Raw genomic sequence first — 20,131 nt, 5'->3', positions numbered from 1 at the left:
TCAAACTGAGCAGGCATGATGCAGGAACAAAATAAACCGAACAGTGATGCTTTTCAGCAGGATCTTAGCCACCAGAATAGTTTGGTGGCTGCAGCGAATCCGCTGATTAACGCGATTCCACAGATTCGTCACTCCGTCTCCCATGACGATCCCGCACGTTTACGTCAACAGCTGATTGACCAGATCCGCCGTTTCGAGCTGGCCTGCCAGCAGTCCGGACTGAGCTATGAGGTGATCGTTGGCGCGCGCTATTGTCTGTGTACGGCGCTTGATGAAGCCGCAGCACTGACGCCCTGGGGAAGCCGTGGCGTGTGGACCAGTAATGGCTTACTGGTAACCTTCCACAACGAAACCTGGGGCGGGGAGAAATTCTTCCAACTGCTGGCGAAACTGTCGCAAAACCCGCGTCAGCACATCCTGTTACTGGAGCTGATCTATTTCTGCTTACTGCTTGGTTTTGAAGGGCGCTATCGGGTTCTGGATAATGGACGCTCGCAACTGGATACGATTAAACAGCGTCTGTTGCAGATGATCAGGAGCGTCAGGGGCAGCTTTGCCGCCGCCTTGTCGCCGCATCCGACCGATCAGCCGGTTCTGCGTAAACTCTGGCGCCCCATGATTCCGCTGTGGGCCTGTGCGGCTCTGGCGGGCCTGGCTGCCTGCCTGTTCTATATCGTGCTGAACTGGCGTCTGGGGGATTACACCTCGCCCGTGCTGGCCAAAATCTACCAAACGACGCTGCCAGAAGTGCAGATTCGTAATCCGGCACCGCCGCCGCCGCCGTCACTGAACCTGAAGTCATTCCTGAAACCTGAAATCGACGAAGGCCTGGTGGCCGTGCGCGATGAGGCAGATCAAAGTGTGGTGACGCTGAAAGGCGATGGCTTGTTCGCATCCGGTTCGACAGAGGTTCGCGGACGTTATGATGCCGTTATCCAGCGTGTAGCTGAAGCCATGAATAACGTCAGCGGGAAAATCCTGGTGGTGGGCTACAGCGATAACGTACCGATTCGCAGTGCCCGATTTGCCTCCAACTATGAGCTGTCTCTGGCCCGTGCCCAGTCTGTTCAGACGCTGTTACAAAAACAGCTGGCAAAACCATCACGCGTTAAAGCGGAAGGGCGGGGTGAAACGCATCCGTTGGTGCCGAATACCAGTGCAGAAAATCGCGCGCGTAATCGTCGTGTTGAAATTACGCTGCAGGTTGCACCTGATACGACGCAAGCTGAAGTTAACGGCCTGGCGAGAGGGAACTAATCCATGCTGAATGTACTATTTGCGGTACTGACCAGCCGTCTGGCCTGGGGCTTTGTCGGTATCACCGCACTTTCGTTTATTATCTGGGTCATTGGCCCGGTGTTCTCGATTGTGGACTCCCGTCCGTTGGAGTCAGAACAGAACCGCGTAATCAGTATTGCGCTGCTCTATGTTGTCTGGGGCCTGAGCCAGGCGATTCCGCGTGTCTATAACTACTGGCTCAACCGTAAGCTGATGTCCAGCCTGGAAACCAGCAAATCGGATACGCCGGAAGAAGACCGCAAGCGACTGACCAGTGAAGATCAGGTGCTGGCCAGCCGCTTCTCTGAAGCGACTGAGATGCTGAAAAAAGCACACTTCCAGCGGCAGAGCAGCAAAGGTGCGCCTTTCTGGGCGCAGCGCTTCAGTCATCAATATCTCTATCAACTGCCTTGGTACATGATCATCGGCGCGCCAGGTGCCGGTAAAACCACCGCTCTGGTGAATTCTGGCTTGCAGTTCCCACTGGCGGACAAGTTCGGTAAGGCTGCGCTACGTGGGATCGGCGGGACGCGTAACTGTGACTGGTGGTTTACTAACGAAGCCGTGCTGCTGGATACGGCGGGGCGCTATACCACGCAGGAGAGCCAGCAGGAGCGCGATGCCGGCGAATGGCATCAGTTTCTCGAACTCCTGCGTAAATACCGTGGCCGTCAGCCGGTTAACGGCGTCATCGTCACCTTGAGCGTGGCAGACCTGTTATCACAGTCGCCCGAGGCCATGCGCAATCAGGCCGTGGCGCTGCGCCAGCGTCTGATGGAGTTACACGATCGGCTCGGTATTCGCTTTCCGGTGTATGTCCTGGTCACCAAAACCGACCTGTTAAAGGGGTTCCGCAGCTATTTTGCCAGCCTGGATAAGGCACAGCGCGAGCAGATTTGGGGTTTTACCTTTCCGTGGGCCAAAGCATCAACGGCTGAATTTGAACTCAGCAGCCAGTTTCAGCAGGAATATTCGCTGCTGCAGCAGCGCCTGGATGCCGGACTGGCCGATGTACTGCTGGCGGAAAGTGATGCCCAGGCACGTGCCGAAAGCTACCTGTTTCCACAGGAGTTTGCGGCATTGCGCCCTCAGTTGGCTGAGGCGCTGGATATTCTGTTTGCGCGTTCCGATTTCGAAACGCAGTTCGCCCCGCGCGGCATCTACTTTGCCAGCGGTACGCAGGAAGGCTTACCCTTTGACCGCGTAATGGGTGAACTCACGCGCGCCCTGCATCTGCCAGGCCAGCAGCAGAGTGAGTCGGGCAGTTGGGACAAAGTGGATAAAGACGCGCCGATCCCTCAAAACAAAGGGCAGAGCTTTTTCCTTAAGGGCGTGCTGGAAAATGTCATCTTCCAGGAGTCCGGTCTGGCCGGCAGTAACCGCTGGTGGGAGCTACGTAACCGCGTGGGCCTGTGGTCGGGTTATCTGGCGTTACTGGTTATCGTACTCATTGCCGGTGCACTGTGGCTGGTGAGCTATAACAAAAACAAAACCTACCTGCAGGAGATGGCGGCGAAAAGCCCCCAGGTCGAGCAGCTCGGTGACAAGTTACAAAAAGAGGTGAACGGCAACCTCTTTGCACTGGTGCCTTACCTCAATACGCTGCTGCACCTGCCTGAAAGCGCCTCCTTTTCTCTGGAGCATCCGCCGCTCACGCGCCGGATGGGGCTGTATCGCGGAACGGAAGTCAGTGATGCGACCCAGGCCTTGTACGAAAGGGCGCTGAAACAGCTGCTGATGCCGCAGGTTGCGCAGAATATCACCCGCTGGTTACGCAATGATACGGGAAGTGACGCTGACTACAGCTATGAGGCGCTTAAGGCTTATCAGATGCTGTACCAGCCAAAACACTATGACGGTAAGTTTCTTCAGGCGTGGATGATGTTAAACATCTCACGTGAATTGCCGCAGGACGTGACTCAGGCTGAGGTGAAACAGCTGGCGTGGCACCTGCAACAGCTACTGGAAACGCAGATTCAGTCCTCGCCCTATGCGAAGGATGATGCGCTGGTAAAGCGCGAGCAGGCGCTGATTAGTCAGATGCCGCTGTCACAGCGCGTTTACGGACGCCTGAAACGCCTGCTGGAACGCGATGGCTCAATGTCACCGGTTACCTTGTCCGCGCTGGGTGGACCGCAAAGTGAACTGGTGTTTTCCCGTAAAAGCGGTAAGTCTGTCAATGAAGGTGTTTCCGGGCTCTTTACGCCAGACGGCTACTGGAACCATGTGGATAAACAGATCGCGCCGGTCACGGATGCGCTCTACAAAGACGATATCTGGGTGCTGGGTGCAGAGACGGCCCATGAAGACGGCAAACAAACCGACCTTGCGGTGCGCCAGCTCTATATTCAGGATTACATCCGCCAGTGGGAGCAGTTTCTCAGCGATATTCAACTCAACAGCAGCGCCGATTTGACCCAACGTATTAATACGGCGCGCCTGCTGTCAGGGAATCATTCGCCGCTGCGGCAGTTAGTGATTAACCTGAGCAAACAGCTCACGCTCACCCGGGCGCAGCCTGAAGACAAGAATGCCAAAGATACGGCCGCGTCATCGGATAACAGCGCCACACGAACGCTGCAGGCACTGTTTACCTCGCCGCGCGCAAACGGCGAGCAGGCGGTGGTGCAGCAAACGCCCGAGCAGGCGGTGACCGCGCACTTTGCACCTGTCATCGAGCTGGCACAGCCGTTACAGCAGGGCAGTAAGGTCCTGGCCGTTGATGATTTTCTTAAGCAGATCGACGATCTCTATCGCTATCTCACTGCCGTGCAGGATGCCGCGAATAGCGGTATGCCACCGCCGGCGAGTGATGCCATTAGCCGTTTGCAGGCCAGCGCCGGACGTTTGCCCGGTTCACTGCAAAATATGGTGTCAGGCATGGCAGTGGGCGCCAGCAGCGATGCACAGCGTCGCGACATGGATAACGTTCGCAAGCGCATCACCATGGAAGTCGGCAGCTTCTGCCGTCAGGCGATAGCAGGCCGTTACCCGCTGGTCCGGAATGCACGCAGCGAAGTCACGCCTGATGACCTGGCGCGCATGTTTGCGCCGGGAACCGGACTGATGGACAGCTTCTTCCGCGATAATCTGGCCAGCAAAGTGGATACCACGCGCGCGGCATGGCGCTTCACGCCCGGCATTGATGGCAAAACCTTGCCAGGTGGCGAAGCCTTGCTGCGTCCTTTCCAGCAGGCGCAGTCGATTCGCGACGCCTTCTTTGCCAATGGGGCCACTACGCCATCCTTCCGCGTCACGTTACGGACGGTGAAGATGGATAACGATATCCTGAATATGACGCTGGATGTCGATGGACAGATTTTGCGCTACAGTCATGGACCACAGGCAGTGCAGTTAGTGAGTTGGCCCGGACCAGGTGGAACCAGTCAGGTGCGCATGCAACTGGGGCTAACGAACGGCACGACCTCAACCCTGACCACCAGCGGCCCATGGGCGCTTAATCGCTTCTTTGATCGCGCACGGGTGACGTCGGTAGGTGGACTGACTCGCGAAGCCAGCTTTAGTGTGGACGGCCATAATGTGACGCTGTCATTCACGCCAGGCAGCATTCGTAATCCTTTCCAGCTACCCGCATTTAGCTGTCCCTGAAACAGGACCTGACTATGACCCATTACGCAGCACCTGGCTGGTACGGCAAACTGCCTAGTTCGGGTGATTTTGTTAAACGACGCTTTCCCGATACCTTGCAGCGCCAGTGGTCTAACTGGTTTCAGGTGGGATTGCACCACTGGAAGACCAGTGCTGAAGGCGAAAATGCGCCTTCTCGGGCTTTTCTTAAAGCCCCGGTGTGGAATTTTGTGGTACCACCGATGTTGGGTACGCAGCTGATTCAAATGGGCTGTCTGACGGCCGCACGCGATAGCGTGGGTCGCCATTATCCCCTCTGTGCCCTCCGCTATTTTACCCCAGCGGAGTGGATGCCTTTGTTGCTGACGCGTTCAGGCGACTGGTATCACCAGATGGGAAATACCTTATTGCGGGCGGTTCAGGATGGCGGTACGCCCGAACAGTTTGATCAGGCGTTGTTGAGCATTCCACTGCCGCAGCCTCAGCAGGATGAGGCGTCATCAGATATTCTGGCGGTGATCGGCAACGGTGAACAGGATTCAACACTGAGCTGGCATCTGCCGTCTCAAAGCTTTGATCCGCAGTTCCAGACCAGTTTCTGGTGGACGAATCAGAGCGACGGTTTTCCGCTTTATACCCATGTCCACAGTGGAAACTTAACCGCGCAGTTATTTTCCCTGTTGTTTGATCCGGCAGGCGGTGCAAAGCCGGGACGAAACGGACTTTATCCCCCGATGTTTGAATCCTGAGGCGAAGCGGATGAGTATTGATATTGACACGTTGCTGATACCGGTAAGCCATGATAATCCGTGCGGTGAAAACCTGGAGTACGACGCGGACTTTCAGGCGATGGAGCAGGCCAGCGTGGGAAAAGCCGAACAGCAGTTCGGTAACACCATTATTCCGGCTGAGCCAGCGGACTGGAACAAAGTTGAAAAGCTTGCACTGGAACTGATGAGCCGCAGCAAAGACCTGCGTGTCATGCTGACCCTGACACATGCCTGGACGCGCCTGAAAGGGTTACCGGGCTATGCACAGGGCCTGCAACTGATTGAACAGGCGATGTTGCAGTTCTGGGAACCGCTCTGGCCTCGCCTTGAAGAAGACGGCGAGCACGATCCGTTTTACCGCATCAACGCGCTGGCTGTGCTGGGCGACCAGTCGGCACTCACGGCCGCCGTTCGTCAGTCATGGCTCATGCGCTATGCGTCCGACGGTATTACGCTGCGTGATGCTTCGGCGCTGTGTGACGGCAGTAAAACAGAGGTGCCAGATTATCCGGGTGGACTGCCGCGTCTGAATGACGAACTGGCACGAGGGGAACAACTGGGCATCGCAGCGATTCAAAACATTGCCGAGCGTTTGCAAAATATTCGCCGCATCGTGATTGAAAAGCTGGATGAAACGGCCTTGCCGGATATGAGCCAGCTGCAACGCAGCATGGCAATGCTGAATGAGCGCTGTCAGGCCACGGATATGGAATCGTTACACTCCCTGGCGGCGGCGATGCAATCCGCACCCGCAACTGAGCAGCAGCCCAGCGTCGCTGCACCACGTGCGGCTACCGACTGGCGCAGTGCCCAACTGAATTCGCGGGCAGAAGCCCAACTTATGCTGGAAAAAGTCAAACAGTACTTTAGTCAGCATGAGCCGAGCCACCCGGCACCGCTGATGATTGACCGGGTACAGCGCCTTATCGAACTCGATTTTATGGACATCATTCGCGATCTCGCGCCCGATGGTGTGCATCAGTTAGAAAACATTTTTGGACGCCGCGACTAAGCTAACAGTCAAGCCTTTACGCAGCGAGACCTGCGCGCCTCCTGCGAGCCTATACCCGCGCATTATTTATGGAGAGAACCATGCCAACAATGAAGTCCAGTGGGCAGAAATTTATCGCCCGCAATCGCGCGCCACGCGTTCAGATTGAATATGACGTGGAAGTCTATGGCGCAGAACGTAAAATTCAGCTGCCATTCATCATGGGTGTTTTGGCCGATTTAGCCGGTAAACCGCTGGAGCCGCAGGCCAGCGTTGACGACCGTAAATTCATGGAAATCGACATCGACAATTTCGATGAGCGTATGAAAGCCATGAAGCCACGTGCGGCATTCCAGGTAGACAATACGTTGAACGGTGACGGCAAACTGAACATCGATCTGACCTTCGAAAGCATGGACGATTTTTCTCCTGATGCCATTGCCCGCAAAGTCGATCCACTAAACAGCCTGCTTGAAGCACGTACCCAGCTCTCCAACCTGCTGACCTATATGGACGGCAAAAACGGCGCCGAAGAGCTGATCGGCAAGATTTTACAGGATCCGACACTGCTGCAGGCACTGTCACACGTGCCTAAGCAAACGGATACCCCTGAAGGTAAGGAGGAGCAGTAATGAACCAGACTTCTCAACAACCACAATCGCAGGGCGGTGCCAGCTTTAGTCAGGATGAATTCAGCGCGTTACTGAACAAAGAATTTCGTCCTAAAAGCGACCAGGCACGCGAAGCTGTAGAAAGCGCGGTAAAAACCCTGGCGCAGCAGGCGCTGGAAAACACCGTGACCATGTCCAGCGATGCCTACCGCACCATTCAGGCGCTGATCGCTGAGATTGACGAAAAGCTGTCTCAGCAGGTTAACCAGATTATTCATCACGAAGAGTTTCAGAAGCTGGAAAGCGCCTGGCGTGGTCTGAGCTATCTGGTGAATAACACCGAAACTGATGAGATGCTCAAGATTCGCTTTATGAGCATCTCCAAGCAGGAGCTGAGCCGCATCCTGAAACGCTATAAAGGTGTGGGCTGGGATCAGAGCCCGCTGTTCAAGAAAATCTACGAGCAGGAATATGGCCAGTTTGGTGGTGAACCTTTTGGCTGCCTGGTGGGCGACTACTATTTCGATCACAGCCCGCAGGACGTCGAGCTGCTGGGCGAAATGGCGCGTATCGGTGCTGCAGCACACTGTCCGTTTATCACCGGGACAGCCCCAAGCGTAATGCAGATGGAATCCTGGCAGGAACTGGCGAATCCACGCGATCTGACCAAAATCTTCCAGAATACCGAATATGCTGCCTGGCGCAGCCTGCGCGAGTCTGAGGACGCCCGCTATCTGGGCCTGGTGATGCCGCGCTTCCTTTCTCGTCTGCCTTACGGTATTCGCACCAACCCCGTGGACAGCTTTGATTTTGAAGAGCAGACCGACGGTTCCGACCACAGCAACTACAGCTGGACCAACGCGGCTTATGCCATGGCGGCCAACATCAACCGTTCGTTCAAAGAATACGGCTGGTGTACATCCATTCGCGGCGTGGAGTCGGGTGGGGCGGTTGAAGATCTGCCTTGCCACACGTTCCCAAGCGATGACGGCGGCGTAGACATGAAATGCCCAACGGAAATCGCCATCAGCGATCGCCGCGAAGCCGAGCTCGCGAAGAATGGCTTTATGCCGTTAGTTCACCGCAAAAACTCTGACTTTGCCGCCTTTATCGGCGCCCAGTCGCTGCAAAAACCTGCGGAGTACCACGATGCTGACGCCACCGCCAATGCGCGTCTGGCAGCGCGACTGCCTTATCTGTTCGCCTGCTGCCGTTTCGCTCACTACCTGAAGTGTATTGTGCGCGACAAGATCGGTTCGTTCCGCGAGCGCGACGAAATGGAACGCTGGCTGAATGACTGGGTCATGAACTATGTTGATGGTGACCCGGCTAACTCTTCTCAGGAAACCAAATCACGCAAGCCACTGGCTGCGGCTGAGGTGAATGTGGAAGAGCAGGAAGACAACCCAGGTTATTACGCCGCGAAATTCTTCCTGCGTCCGCATTACCAGCTGGAAGGGTTAACCGTTTCGCTGCGTCTGGTATCGAAACTGCCTTCGCTGAAGTCGAACGAAAACTAATCGTTGAAACGCTAAGCACGCTCTTCGGAGCGTGCTTCTTGCGAGCAACTGCACTAAAGCATGAAAACATGCCGTATGTAAAAAAATGGCTGATGTATGTCGTCCCTCATACTTTGATTATGCTGATGAAGCGGAATAAACCTTTTCCTAAAGTGATGCCTTTGGCGAATGGCTGGAAGCTTTCATCATACATTTATCAGTATAATGATCGACCTGTGTTTAAAATATAAAAATGTCGGCTTTGGCGAGCTGAAAATTATTTGGGCTTCTTTAATCGTTTTTTTTGACTTTGTTCCAGCAGAGTAATTTTCTTGAAACAAAGTGCGCAACATAATCGGGTTGCCCCATAATTGTCATGGCTTTTTGCACAATGACATTAATTTGAAATACGAATACAGCAAAAAAATCTCCTGCTATAGCGGTTAATTGTGGTGGGATACTTCGGAGAGCCTGTAGCAACCTCCCGAGTCGAGGCAAAAGTAAAATATGGACTGTTTTATTCAGCCCCATGCTTTTCTCTTTGCCATATAGATGCTTTTTCGAAAGCGACAACTTTTTCCATAACGAAGAGTAAATATTATGGCTATTGATATGTATTTGAAGGTAGACGGTATTACTGGTGAATCTAAAGATTCAAACCATACCGGCTGGATTGATATTACCTCTTTCTCCTGGGGAGCTAATCAGCCGGGTAATATGAGCGTGGGCGGCGGCGGCGGTGCTGGTAAAGTAAACTTCAACGACCTGCATATTAATGCCAAAATCGACAAGGCTGTCACTGCGCTGTTGAAAAACTGTGCCAGTGGTAAGCACGTCACTAAGGTTGAAGTTTCAGTTTGCAAGGCTGGCGGTACGCAAATCGAGTACACCCGCATCACCCTGGAAGATGTGCTGGTTACCAACGTACAGTTCGTGGGCTCTGAGCACGACGATACCCTGGGCGTGACCTATGCATTCCAGGCTGCGAAAGTGAAACAGCAGTACTGGGAGCAGAGTTCTTCCGGTGGCAAAGGCGCAGAAAGCAGCGCTGGCTGGAATATCAAAGAGAACAAAGAAGCGTAATATATTTCAAAGCGGCCTTAGGGCCGCTTCATTCAATAGATTTCTAATAAGCCGATTCAACTATTATCATTGATATCAACCTATATCAAAGCTAACGCGTTCGTGGGGTTTATATGGCAGGAAAAAGCAATGTCGAGCCTGGCTTTTGCGTAGTTCAACGTCCCGGTAGCTTGACTGAGCAAGCAATGTTCTTATTTGGTAATCGTAATCTTTCAGCAAAAAATTATTTTTTGCAATTGAACGCAGACATCGTGTGGGCAAAGCCTGGCCAGATGCTTATAGTTGCAGATCCCAACGGGAAAAATAATCCAGCAGTAATTAATTCTCTCAATGCTGCAAAAAAGCATACTAATAATAGCCTGGCTACCATGTCTGTAGAGGATGCAAATTTTTTTCACCGCCATTATGATTCAATTGCTGCAATAACGAATTTTATGGATAAGGGCGTAGGATTAATCGGTGATGCCGGTGAAAAATATTTTTCAGAGATAGGTAATAAGTTGAAAGCTATTGAAAATGCCTATCGGAATCAGTACCTAACAGCAGGGACACTTATTGGCGAGCAATTTTTCATCGAACGACGTCGCCTTTTCAATGAATTAGAAGTTCTACTTAATCGCTTTTCTCGATTAGCATTGCGATTACAGCCTTATGAACAATTAAAACATGCATTAAATCTTTCAAGTTCATCAATAGTGCATGACTGGCAAACGGCAGGTGTAGGTGCTATTCGAGGATACTCAACCTACGTTGATGCAGCTGCTAAGGCCGCAAAATTCATGAAGTATGGAGGCTGGGTTGCTATCGGTTTTAGTGCATTGAACACAACTAATGATGTATATAAAGGATGCACAATTGACCGCGAGAATGAGTGTACTAAAGTTGCTGTAAAAGAATATTCGAAGTTTGCAGGAAGTACACTGGCTGGTTTTTATGGTGGGGCTTTGTCAGCTTCACTTGCTACAGGCGCATGCGTTGCGCTGGGAGTCGCAACCGGTGGAGTTGGAGCCTTGGCTTGTGGCATAGTTGGTGGTGCCGCAGGTGGATATGGTTTTGGTGAGGCCGGTGGAAAAGCTGTAGACTTAATCATGGATAAGATTTTATGACATTATATGACATCACCATGTATACGATTGTTTTTTTATTCTTCCTTATTGGTTTTTTACATGTTTTCGCATCTCTTTTTTTTAAAAAAAATAGTGCTAAATACACAAAAATAATCCGTGAATTTAATAGCGCAGGTCTTCAGCTCGATACTAGTACCAAATTTGCGAGCAACTTGGGTTTTTATGCAAATTATCAAAAGCTCTCATATTTACATCGCCTTCAAAAAGGTGTGAAAATGAAATTCAGACAAAATGAAGATGTAAGAGAAAACGCTTATGTTTTTATCCAGTCGCAACCAGAGGAATTGACAAGATGGATAGCTTCTTTGGTTTTTCTTTATAGAGTTATATTTATACTCACTGCGGTTTTTGGTTTTCTTTTGTTTTCCTTTGTTTATGCACTTAATTAGTATGGTCAATGAATAAAATGAAAATAATAACTTTTGGGCTGGCAATTATGCTCTCTAGTTTTTTAAGTTTTGCTGGCTTAACAATTTCACCCTTTAGGTCACTTCCGGATGAGAGTCTTCTCATTGAGCAAATTGAAACTCCTGACCTGAAACGTGCTGAAATTAACCATAGTCAAACATTCCATCTTTATAATGGCAATAAAGAAGTGGGAGCCTTGATTCAGGGAAGAGCGTGGATTAATACGACGCAACCTGTTTGTTTCATCGCCTGGTCTAGAAATGGCAAAGTTATAGACCAGTTTATTGAAACGATAGGTCATGGGGATTGGGAGACAGTAGGCTGCCATGAGATTTATGCGGTAGGTGTCATTTCTCAGCAGAATGAAGATCATGTTAAAATTGCAACTATTTACCAAATCGAATTGCCTGCTAATCACAACGACGGTTATGGTATTGATTATTATGTGCTCGATTTTAATCTCTCAACAGGAAAGATCATTTTCGACAAAGGTTTAACCGAGAAATTTCAAAACTCTGGAATAAAGTCAATCGCTGAAATGAGAGTGATGCTGAAAAAATAAAATATTTCTCCAGGCTTTGTTTTTTGATTTTGAACAGAGCAAACAGACAGGTATAAAAATGAAAACATTATTTTTGAGTGTCATAACTTTATTTTTTTATACCAATGCATCAGCTTCAGAAAAAGTTGCCTGTATTGATAATAATGTTGTACAAGAAACCTACGAATGTATTAATAATGAAGTGAACGTCGTTGAGTTGTCTTTAAATAAAGAATATCAGGCGGCAAAAAAAAGAATTAATGATGTTTACAGTGGTTCCGTTAAAGACAGAGATGAGTATTTGCGAGTTTTTACTGAATCACAGCGCTCTTGGCTTAAATACCGTGATGGCGATTGTGAGTTAGCTTCAATGGCAGCGGAAAAAAATTCGGACGCAAGTATGGCATACAGAAGAATCTGTGTAGCAGATCTGGATAGAGAAAGAATCACTAAAATTAAAAAAGTCCCTTACGGCTAATTATTGAATTAAAAGTAAGCTTCATTGCGTTATTTCACTTCCAGGCGAGCATTATGCTGAGAATCAGTTTTTTATTCGTTTTTATCGCTTCGCTGGTTATGCCGTTACTGTGTTCTGCTGAACAGGGACGTGTTTTAAAACTTGATGGTAATTGGAAAGTTGAACATGTTTATGTTAACGAAGATTCCACTTCTACAAACCTGATGGCGCTAATTTCTGATGACCCGACGCTGAGAGAACGTATTTTTGAATTCACTCCGGATATAATAAAAACGTCAATACCAACAGCTAGTCACTGTGACTTGCCAGATTATGATTCCATGGACGTGACATCAATAAACTCTTTGATGAGCAGGACGACAGAAGGGCAGCTCTCCGATCCGGCTAAAAGCTATGCTCTTCCCATCAAAGGAACGTTAGAAATTCGTCCTTATCGCATTCATTGTCAGAATGGAAAAATCACCCTGTCGGGTGAAAATAGCGAACACTGGCTTGTAAAACTTGATGAAGAGTCAATATTCCTGAACTGGGATAACCAGTCTTATCTTTTACTAAAAAAACTCGCTAACAATGCCAAATTGCAACCTTCGTTCGCCTGCGCAAGAGCTACAAACGACAGTGAAAAATCCATCTGTCATGATTCGGATCTGTCCTCCTGGGATGTAAGCGTGGCCGAGGCATACAATGTGGCGTTAAAGCAAATTGTGAATACAGGGGTTGATGTCAAATCACGTTCAGTCGAGCTCCGTCAAACACAGAAACGCTGGCTTGACGAAAGAAATGCGTGTTCTGTTAATCCAGCATGTCTTAAGAAAAAAATGCAAGATCGTGTTGATGAACTCGTTGAGTTGGCAAAGCAATGAAATGATCAGTGCCTGTTTAAGTGAGTCTTTTAAGATAAGCGAGCGCGCTTTCTTTACCTTAATACGCTTGTTGATGAGATGAGATCTGTAACTTTCGGAGTCGAGTGAGTAATGAAAATTTACGCAGCGTTTTTCGTGGCTTCAATCGCTGTTTTTTCAGCTTCCTGCTTCGCAGAAACACCGTGTTCTAAAACAAGTAATGATGTCGAGCTATATCAATGTTCTGTTAAATACAAAAGCCAGGCTGAAAAAGAGTTAAATCACGAATAGGGTCTTGCAAGAGAGCGCATTGTAAAAATGTACGGCTCTCAAAAAAACTGGGTGAGCAGTATGCCGGGATTGTGGTTGATACGCAGCGTAATTGGCTTAAATTCAGGGATGGTCAATGTCATCTTGAAGCTTTTGCTGCAGAAGAAGGCAGTAATCCATATGCTGTCACAACGAATCTCTGCATTTATCGAATGGATACTGAGCGTACGGCCGTACTTAAACTGCTGCCATACTGATTTTTTAACAGGCTGATATGACGTTATAGTGGTGCAATGATATTTTCACCATTCAAGTGGTCATTACGTCAATGGATACATAAAATATTATGCGCTATGTACTAATGTTTTTATCGCTGTTAACCCCTTTTCACGTATTGGCTGCGCTTTCCCTTGCTCCTATAGCGGATGCGCCCTATCAGAAAAGTATTTATAAATTATCGTCTGATAAAGGCATTCAGGGCGGTTCTCCAGTTCCACACCAAAGTTTTCATCTGGTTAATGAAGGCAAAGTTCTGGGCAGTTTTATTGCCGGGCAGGGTTTCGACTCACAAGATAAGGACGTGTGTTTTGTCGCCTGGTCAAACAACGCTCATCAGGCAGAGCGTGTTTTACCAACAATTGGATTCGGTGACTGGGAAGCGGAAACATGTCATGCGACTCGCTCTGTCGGCATGCTCGATGAAAAAGATAATAAAGTCATCATCGCGGTGATATATGACGTTGCGTCTCCCAATACGACAGCACAGGAAGCCATCATCGTTTCTGTCGACCTGACCAATCACTCGATCACTATCAATGAGCCGCTGACGAGGAAAATTGGAGCTTCAGGAGCAAAATCGATCAAGGAACTGCGAACCCTTTACAGGACAATGCCCTGAGTTGCGCCTTGCCCTGATAGGCGAGTTCCTCACCGTAGTCTGACATCAGTTAAACAATGCGCTTTTACATCTGTAAAACAGGTCAATATAAAAAATGAAGATATCTTTTTTGGGATGTGCGACTTTTATCATGTTTGGTTTTTCTTCCGCCGTTTACGCCCTTGATGACTGCGCTAAAAAGACCAGTGATGCCGATGTGTTTAGCTGTGCCGAGAATAACCGGGCACATGCAGAAGACGATTTAAATCAGGCCTACGGGGCGACGAAAAAACGTATCGAACATGTTTTTCAAAGTGAACCTCAAGCTAAAAAGAACTACCAGAACCTGTTTATTCAATCCCAGCGTCACTGGTTAGCCTACCGTGACGAGCAGTGCCAGTTATATGCGCATCCCGCAGATAAAGGCAGCAATGCGCACACCGTATTTAATAACGAGTGCGTCGCCAGGCTTGATGAGTTACGCACGAAAGAATTATCAGAAATGCCCTACGATTAACTTTCACGGATGGCTATCTGCAACATTAGGGTTGCGTTTATCTTCCGTACCATTGACTACGCTTCTATATCCCGCCTTTCTCCCCGAGAGACGCGCGATATAGATGTCGAACAGCTAACCGCAGGAATCCGTGATGCGCTTTACGATAATAACCGCTAAACCCGGCCATGAACCGCCGCAAATCAGTTTCGATTTTCTTCCTCCAGGCGGCACTATCGGTCGAGGCGTGGATAATAATCTGATATTGCCCGACGACGATCGCACTATTTCTCGCCTGCAGGCTATCGTGCATATTACTGCAGAGGGCGAATGTCGCCTGACCAACCGCGGTAACGTTACGCGCGTGCTGCTGAATGACATCCCGCTTGAGCGTGGACGTCAGGTGGAGTTGCAGGACGGAGATATTCTCGGCATCGACGACTATCGCCTGCTGGTTAACGATCTTAATGGCGAGCAGCAATCGCAGCAGCCTCCGTTGACCGCTGCAGCCGCACCTAAGCCGCAGCCCGTACCCAATGCGGTCCCTGTACAGGCGCCGGCTGCCAGCACGGCTGCCATTCCCAGCGAGATCTGGGACAGCCTTGCCAAAGAGTTTTCAATTTCTGATGACTTATCGAAACGTAAAAGTGCTGCGCCAGAAATGCCGGAGGCAAATCCGTTAACCTCTACAGCGGCAAACCGTAATCCCGAAGATCCGCTGGCTCAGTTAATGAGCGATAAACCGCTGGATATCGGTCAGCAACCTAAGACAAGCAGCCTGTTTGATGAAGAGGATGCGCTGTTTGCTCAGGAAAGCATTTTTGATGACCGCACGCCCAGCACCTTGTCGGCAAAACAAAATGCGCAAGGGCAGCCCAAAATAGAGGAAACCTCCACGGACGTGGACCCGTTAAATCTGTTTGGCAGCCAGGCCACGCCGGACCCGCGTCATCATGACGATCCGCTGGGGTTAATGATGAGCGGTGCAGTGCCGCTGGCTCAGCCAGATATGCCGGTTTCGCAACCTATGGCTGCGCCATCGCAGCCGAAAGAAAACCATCAGTCTGCACCCTTGCAGCAGAAAGAGCTCCATCAAGCGGCGCCATTACAGCCGCAAGAAAATCACCAGCCGATGCCAGATATCCTGGATACTGCACCGGTTGAGTTGGCTGATTTAAGCAGTTCACCGCTGTTTGATCACACTGAAACACAGGCCACTCACGATCCCGCTTTCGATCCTCAACCGCAGCCTGCCCAGCCTGAAGGAGCGCAAAGCCCGATTGATTACGGCGGCATTACCTTGCCAACACCGCAGGCGGTGCAACGCACGCCTTCGCCCACGCCAAAAGGGCGGCTGCGCATCGATCCGGTTGCCTCGCACAATAACAGCGGTGGGACCGAGCAGAGTGGCAATGCCAGTAGCGGTGATGCCTTAAAGGGCGAGTTACTGGATGCACTGCTGGAAGGTATGGGCCTGCAGGATCTGCAACCGACACCGCAGTTCGATCGCGAGCAGATGCGGCAGTTCGGCCAGATGCTCAGCATGTTCTCGCAGGGAACGGTGGCACTGCTATCTTCCCGGTCGATTTTAAAACGCGGTGTAAAAGCCGACATGACCGTGATCCTGGATGATGCTAACAACCCTTTTAAGCTGCTGCCGTCAGGTAAAACCGTATTGATGCAGATGTTTGGCAGCCGTATGCCAGGTTTTATGCCGCCACGCCAGGCCGTGCGTGACGCACTGATTGACCTCCAGGCGCACCAGTTAGGGATGATTGCCGGTATTCGCGCCATTATTGCTTCCATGCTGCAGTCCTTTAACCCCGATCAGCTCGAAGAAGAAGCGCGTCAAAACGGTTCCGTATCGCGCATTGGACTACCCGGCAGCCGTAAAGCCGCGCTGTGGGAGCATTTTATCCAGCGCTATGGCGAAACTGCCGGTGAAATTGAAGATGACTTCCATACCTTGTTTGGCGAAGCCTTCTTGCACGCGTACGACATGGAAGTAAATCAGTATAAAGACTCACAAACCCACACGGATGACGCATGAATATCTCTACTGCTTCCACGTCGAATCAGGGCGACCGCGCCAGCAATCAGGATCAAACCGGTGAGAGCATCGGCGAGCGTTCGGCTTGCTTTGTGGTGTGTGATGGTGTGGCAGGGTTTCCCGGCGGTGACGTGGCAGCAAAAATTGCACGCAGTAGCCTGATGGAAGCCTTTGATGGCAATGCGCATCTCGATGCGCAAACCATTCGCGATTACGTGAATTATGCCAATGGCGCCATTCGGCAACAGCAAAAGGCAAACAGTCAGCACAGCCGGATGGGCACCACGCTGGTGAGTTTGTTTATCGACAGAGACTATGAACTGGCCTACTGGGCGCATGCAGGCGACAGTCGGCTTTACCTGTTTCGTCGGGGCTATCTCTACCACGTGACCACAGACCACAGCCTGATTCAGCAAATGAAAGATGCCGGGCACCAGACAGAAGGCATTAACAGTAACCTGCTCTATTTTGCATTAGGCATGGGCGATGAACAGCGGGATGCCAGTTACAGCGATGTGGTGCCTATTGAGGATGGGGATGCCTTTTTGCTGTGTACGGATGGTTTCTGGCATGGCGTGACGCTGGAACAAATGCAGCAATCATTGCATATGGTGAATACGCCAGAAGAGTGGCTGACCCTGATGCAACAAATTATCAAAAACAGCCAACCGCAGGGGGGTCAACAGGACAACTTCAGCGCCATGGCTGTGTGGGTAGGTTCACCAGAAGACACCACCTTATTGCACTCGCTGTCTGATGCGGCGCAGTTTTTCCCTCTTCGAGATTGAGAACGCCAACATGAAATATGGATTAGTGGGCCTGACTGCATTGCTGTTGAGTACACATGCCTTTGCAGAGAACTATCGCATTGTGCAGTCGCCAACTCAGAAACTGGATGTCTGGATTGATGATGTAAAAGATAACCAGCTGTCGAGCTGGTGTAAGAGCACCGTAAACCTGCGCATTGTGACGCATGGCGATAAAGATGCGTCGGTGCTGAGTGATTTCCTACCGCGCGTTGCGGGCTTGATGGCCTCACAATGTAAGCCGTTACAGCAGCTGCGCTGGCAATTAACCGATACCGAGGGCGGCGCACTGGCCAATGGTACGGCCGCGAAAGCGCAGCAGTGGAAATCGGTGGTGACTCCGCCTGCCGCTGCACAGCCCGTTCAACCGGCTCAGCCCGCCCAACAGGCGCCGGTGCAGCAGGCGCCCGTCAGCCCGCCCGCCGCGCCTGTCGTGCTGAATTCGCCAGCGGCGGATACCACACCGTGGCTTCAGTTTAGCTTGCTGGACGGTTGTCATTTCCGCACCTGGTGGCATCAGCCCTCGCAGGCCAGCGCCCTGTTTGTGCCGGCTAAACAGGGCGTCACCTGTGGCAAAGATGGTTGGTTAAGCGGGCACAGCACGCTGACCCAGACGGGCAAAGACGCGACCAAATCCGTTTCCGTGAGTTTTCTGCAGGGGTTCCCGGTTGCGGGCCTGAACGATAAACAGCAGGTTGATGAACTGACCATTACCACGGTTAACAGCGAACGCATGGTGCTGAGTGATGAAAAGTCACCCGACAGCTGGCTGGTGTTGCCATTTAGCCAGCAGTTTAACGGCTGGCAGGCGATAAACCAGGTGGTGGTTGAGATGCCCGCCAGTGAAGCGGCAGACGAAAATGCGCTGCGTGCGCGCCTGCAGGAAGTGCGTAAGATCTGGTCACCCTGGTTAAGCAGCCCTGCATCCATTAAGGTGCAGTTGGTGGAAAAACTGCATCCGGAACTCAAAGATCCGGCCGCAGCCGTGTATCGCACCATCAACTAAGGCATAAGGAGTTTGAATGGACTCATTACAACAGCGACTGGCCAATGCTACCCTGGCGGAAAACCTGTCCAGCATCACTGCACAAATCCAGGCGAATCCGGCTGATGCGGATTTACGGGCGGCATTTGTGCAACTCCTGTGCCTTGACGGTAACTGGAGCAGGGCGCAGACACAGCTGAAATCCTGGCTGGCCATGCTGCCTCAGGCGCAGCCCACCGTGACCTTGCTGCAACAGGCTATTGAGGGCGAACAGAAACGTGCAGCGGTTTTGCGCGGTGAAGCCGAGCCGCAACTGCCAGGAAGCGCCTGGCCGTGGTGCCAGGTCTTACTGGCCGCGCTGAAAGCGGACATAGCGGGCGATAAGGCCGTCGGTGCGGCACTGCGTGCTCAGGCGCTGGAAAGCGCAGAGGCGAGCGCCGGTACGGCCACAACCCAGGAGGGGGAAAGCCCGTTCGCCTGGATAATGGACGGTGACAGCCGCTTCGGACCGGTCTGTGAAGCCATCGCCAATGGACACTATTACTGGATCCCGTTTGCTGCCATCAGCGAAATAGAGTTTCAGGCTCCGGCAAGCGTCACGGATCTGGTCTGGCGCCATACTCGCCTGCAGCTGGTGGACGGAAGTGAGCAAATTTGTCAGATTCCGGTGCGCTACCCGCTTCAGGACAAGGCTGATGAACGCTTCCTGCGGGCAAGCGTAACGGAGTGGCAGGAATCAGGCAGCGATGACGGTCAGTTTATCGGTCACGGGCAAAAGATGTGGCTCAGCGATGAAGCAGATTATCCCTTACTGACGCTGCAGCAGCTTATTTTCAACGAAACTGAGTTACCTCATGAGTCGTAATGACAATTCGTCCGGTGACGGCTATTCGCAGCTGCATGGCGGCTATCGTGCGCGCAAAAATCGCGACACGCTGACGGCGCGTGACAAACTGCAGTCGTCCCTGCTGGACAGGCTGACAGACGACGCGCCAGATAAAACCACCGAGTCAGGCAACAGTTCGATTATTACCCACAGTACGCTGCGACGTAATGTTCTGCGCGATCTCCAGTGGTTATTCAACACCATCAATAACGAGGCGCAGCACGATCTGAGCGACCTGACGGAGGTCCAGCGTTCCGTGCTGAATTTTGGCGTGGCCCCCCTGGCCGGACAGAATATCTCGGACATCGAGTGGCAGGATATGCAACGGAAAATGACCGATGCCATTCTGCACTTTGAGCCACGCATTTTACCCCAGGGCTTACAGGTTCGCTGCGTAAGCGACCTGACCTCTCTGAGTCTGCACAACGTACTATCGATTGAGATTAAAGGCCGGTTATGGTGTGTGCCGTACCCGCTGGAGTTTCTGTTCCGCACTCAGGTTGATTTAGAGAGCGGCCATTTTGAACTACAGGATGCAGGTTAAT

21 protein-coding genes are annotated in these 20,131 nt (G+C 51.2%); 20 read left to right on the top strand and 1 reads right to left on the bottom strand.

What is annotated here, in order from left to right; translation table 11 throughout:
• Positions 1–15: 15 nt before the first annotated feature.
• From EL29_RS09800 to tssC, 6 genes are all read left to right on the top strand, one after another.
• Complete coding sequence (locus EL29_RS09800; RefSeq protein ID WP_013026249.1) at positions 16–1,257, top strand: DotU family type VI secretion system protein; 1,242 nt, start codon at positions 16–18, stop codon at positions 1,255–1,257.
• A 3-nt stretch (positions 1,258–1,260) separates the two neighbouring features.
• Positions 1,261–4,887 carry a type VI secretion system membrane subunit TssM gene (gene tssM, locus EL29_RS09795; protein WP_028715283.1) on the top strand — a complete coding sequence of 1,209 codons (3,627 nt, stop codon included), beginning with the start codon at positions 1,261–1,263 and terminating at the stop codon, positions 4,885–4,887.
• A 14-nt stretch (positions 4,888–4,901) separates the two neighbouring features.
• Positions 4,902–5,615 carry a type VI secretion system-associated protein TagF gene (tagF, locus tag EL29_RS09790; RefSeq protein WP_013026247.1) on the top strand — a complete coding sequence of 238 codons (714 nt, stop codon included), beginning with the start codon at positions 4,902–4,904 and terminating at the stop codon, positions 5,613–5,615.
• A gap of 10 nt (positions 5,616–5,625) precedes the next feature.
• A complete protein-coding gene (gene tssA / locus EL29_RS09785; protein WP_033765999.1) occupies positions 5,626–6,648 on the top strand; it encodes a type VI secretion system protein TssA in 1,023 nt (340 codons plus the stop codon).
• An 80-nt stretch (positions 6,649–6,728) separates the two neighbouring features.
• Complete coding sequence (gene tssB, locus EL29_RS09780; RefSeq protein WP_028715281.1) at positions 6,729–7,259, top strand: type VI secretion system contractile sheath small subunit; 531 nt, start codon at positions 6,729–6,731, stop codon at positions 7,257–7,259.
• The gene (gene tssC, locus EL29_RS09775) at positions 7,259–8,758 is read left to right on the top strand and encodes a type VI secretion system contractile sheath large subunit (protein WP_028715280.1); all 1,500 of its coding nucleotides are present in this window, start codon (positions 7,259–7,261) and stop codon (positions 8,756–8,758) included. The genes tssB and tssC overlap by 1 nt, the downstream gene beginning before the upstream one ends.
• A gap of 270 nt (positions 8,759–9,028) precedes the next feature.
• Here the strand turns inward: tssC and EL29_RS09770 are convergent, their stop codons facing one another.
• Positions 9,029–9,268, bottom strand: a complete 240-nt coding sequence (locus EL29_RS09770; RefSeq protein WP_155270043.1) for a hypothetical protein — start codon at positions 9,266–9,268, stop codon at positions 9,029–9,031.
• Positions 9,269–9,337: 69 nt separating this feature from the next.
• Between EL29_RS09770 and tssD the strand changes: the two genes are divergently transcribed.
• From tssD to tssE, 14 genes are all read left to right on the top strand, one after another.
• The gene (gene tssD, locus EL29_RS09765; RefSeq protein ID WP_013026243.1) at positions 9,338–9,820 is read left to right on the top strand and encodes an Hcp family type VI secretion system effector; all 483 of its coding nucleotides are present in this window, start codon (positions 9,338–9,340) and stop codon (positions 9,818–9,820) included.
• Positions 9,821–9,933: 113 nt separating this feature from the next.
• Positions 9,934–10,926 (top strand): hypothetical protein, encoded by a 993-nt coding sequence (locus EL29_RS09760; protein ID WP_028715279.1) that lies wholly within the window; start codon positions 9,934–9,936, stop codon positions 10,924–10,926.
• Positions 10,923–11,336 carry a hypothetical protein gene (locus tag EL29_RS09755; RefSeq protein WP_028715278.1) on the top strand — a complete coding sequence of 138 codons (414 nt, stop codon included), beginning with the start codon at positions 10,923–10,925 and terminating at the stop codon, positions 11,334–11,336. The genes EL29_RS09760 and EL29_RS09755 overlap by 4 nt, the downstream gene beginning before the upstream one ends.
• 17 nt (positions 11,337–11,353) lie before the next feature.
• A complete protein-coding gene (locus EL29_RS09750; protein WP_028715277.1) occupies positions 11,354–11,917 on the top strand; it encodes a hypothetical protein in 564 nt (187 codons plus the stop codon).
• A 58-nt stretch (positions 11,918–11,975) separates the two neighbouring features.
• Positions 11,976–12,374, top strand: a complete 399-nt coding sequence (locus EL29_RS09745; protein ID WP_028715276.1) for a lysozyme inhibitor LprI family protein — start codon at positions 11,976–11,978, stop codon at positions 12,372–12,374.
• 53 nt (positions 12,375–12,427) lie between these two features.
• Complete coding sequence (locus EL29_RS09740) at positions 12,428–13,237, top strand: lysozyme inhibitor LprI family protein (protein ID WP_028715275.1); 810 nt, start codon at positions 12,428–12,430, stop codon at positions 13,235–13,237.
• Between the two features lie 341 nt (positions 13,238–13,578).
• Positions 13,579–13,743: a lysozyme inhibitor LprI family protein gene (locus EL29_RS23085; RefSeq protein WP_235193311.1), complete on the top strand. Its 165-nt coding sequence runs from the start codon at positions 13,579–13,581 to the stop codon at positions 13,741–13,743.
• Positions 13,744–13,832: 89 nt separating this feature from the next.
• Positions 13,833–14,384 carry a hypothetical protein gene (locus EL29_RS09730; protein ID WP_015700018.1) on the top strand — a complete coding sequence of 184 codons (552 nt, stop codon included), beginning with the start codon at positions 13,833–13,835 and terminating at the stop codon, positions 14,382–14,384.
• Positions 14,385–14,478: 94 nt separating this feature from the next.
• A complete protein-coding gene (locus EL29_RS09725) occupies positions 14,479–14,880 on the top strand; it encodes a lysozyme inhibitor LprI family protein (RefSeq protein ID WP_015700019.1) in 402 nt (133 codons plus the stop codon).
• Between the two features lie 133 nt (positions 14,881–15,013).
• A complete protein-coding gene (tagH, locus tag EL29_RS09720; RefSeq protein ID WP_015700020.1) occupies positions 15,014–16,909 on the top strand; it encodes a type VI secretion system-associated FHA domain protein TagH in 1,896 nt (631 codons plus the stop codon).
• Positions 16,906–17,697: a PP2C family protein-serine/threonine phosphatase gene (locus EL29_RS09715; protein ID WP_013026239.1), complete on the top strand. Its 792-nt coding sequence runs from the start codon at positions 16,906–16,908 to the stop codon at positions 17,695–17,697. Before tagH ends, EL29_RS09715 begins: the two co-directional genes overlap by 4 nt.
• A gap of 10 nt (positions 17,698–17,707) precedes the next feature.
• The gene (locus EL29_RS09710; protein ID WP_033766021.1) at positions 17,708–18,721 is read left to right on the top strand and encodes a hypothetical protein; all 1,014 of its coding nucleotides are present in this window, start codon (positions 17,708–17,710) and stop codon (positions 18,719–18,721) included.
• A gap of 16 nt (positions 18,722–18,737) precedes the next feature.
• Entirely contained in the window at positions 18,738–19,565 is an 828-nt protein-coding gene (locus EL29_RS09705) for a type VI secretion system accessory protein TagJ (protein ID WP_013026237.1), read from the top strand.
• Positions 19,555–20,130, top strand: a complete 576-nt coding sequence (tssE, locus tag EL29_RS09700; protein WP_013026236.1) for a type VI secretion system baseplate subunit TssE — start codon at positions 19,555–19,557, stop codon at positions 20,128–20,130. The genes EL29_RS09705 and tssE overlap by 11 nt, the downstream gene beginning before the upstream one ends.
• The last annotated feature ends 1 nt before the right edge of the window (position 20,131 follow it).

Source organism: Pantoea ananatis LMG 2665, assembly GCF_000710035.2.
Taxonomy (GTDB): domain Bacteria; phylum Pseudomonadota; class Gammaproteobacteria; order Enterobacterales; family Enterobacteriaceae; genus Pantoea; species Pantoea ananatis.
This window is presented reverse-complemented; position numbering and strand designations above follow the sequence as displayed.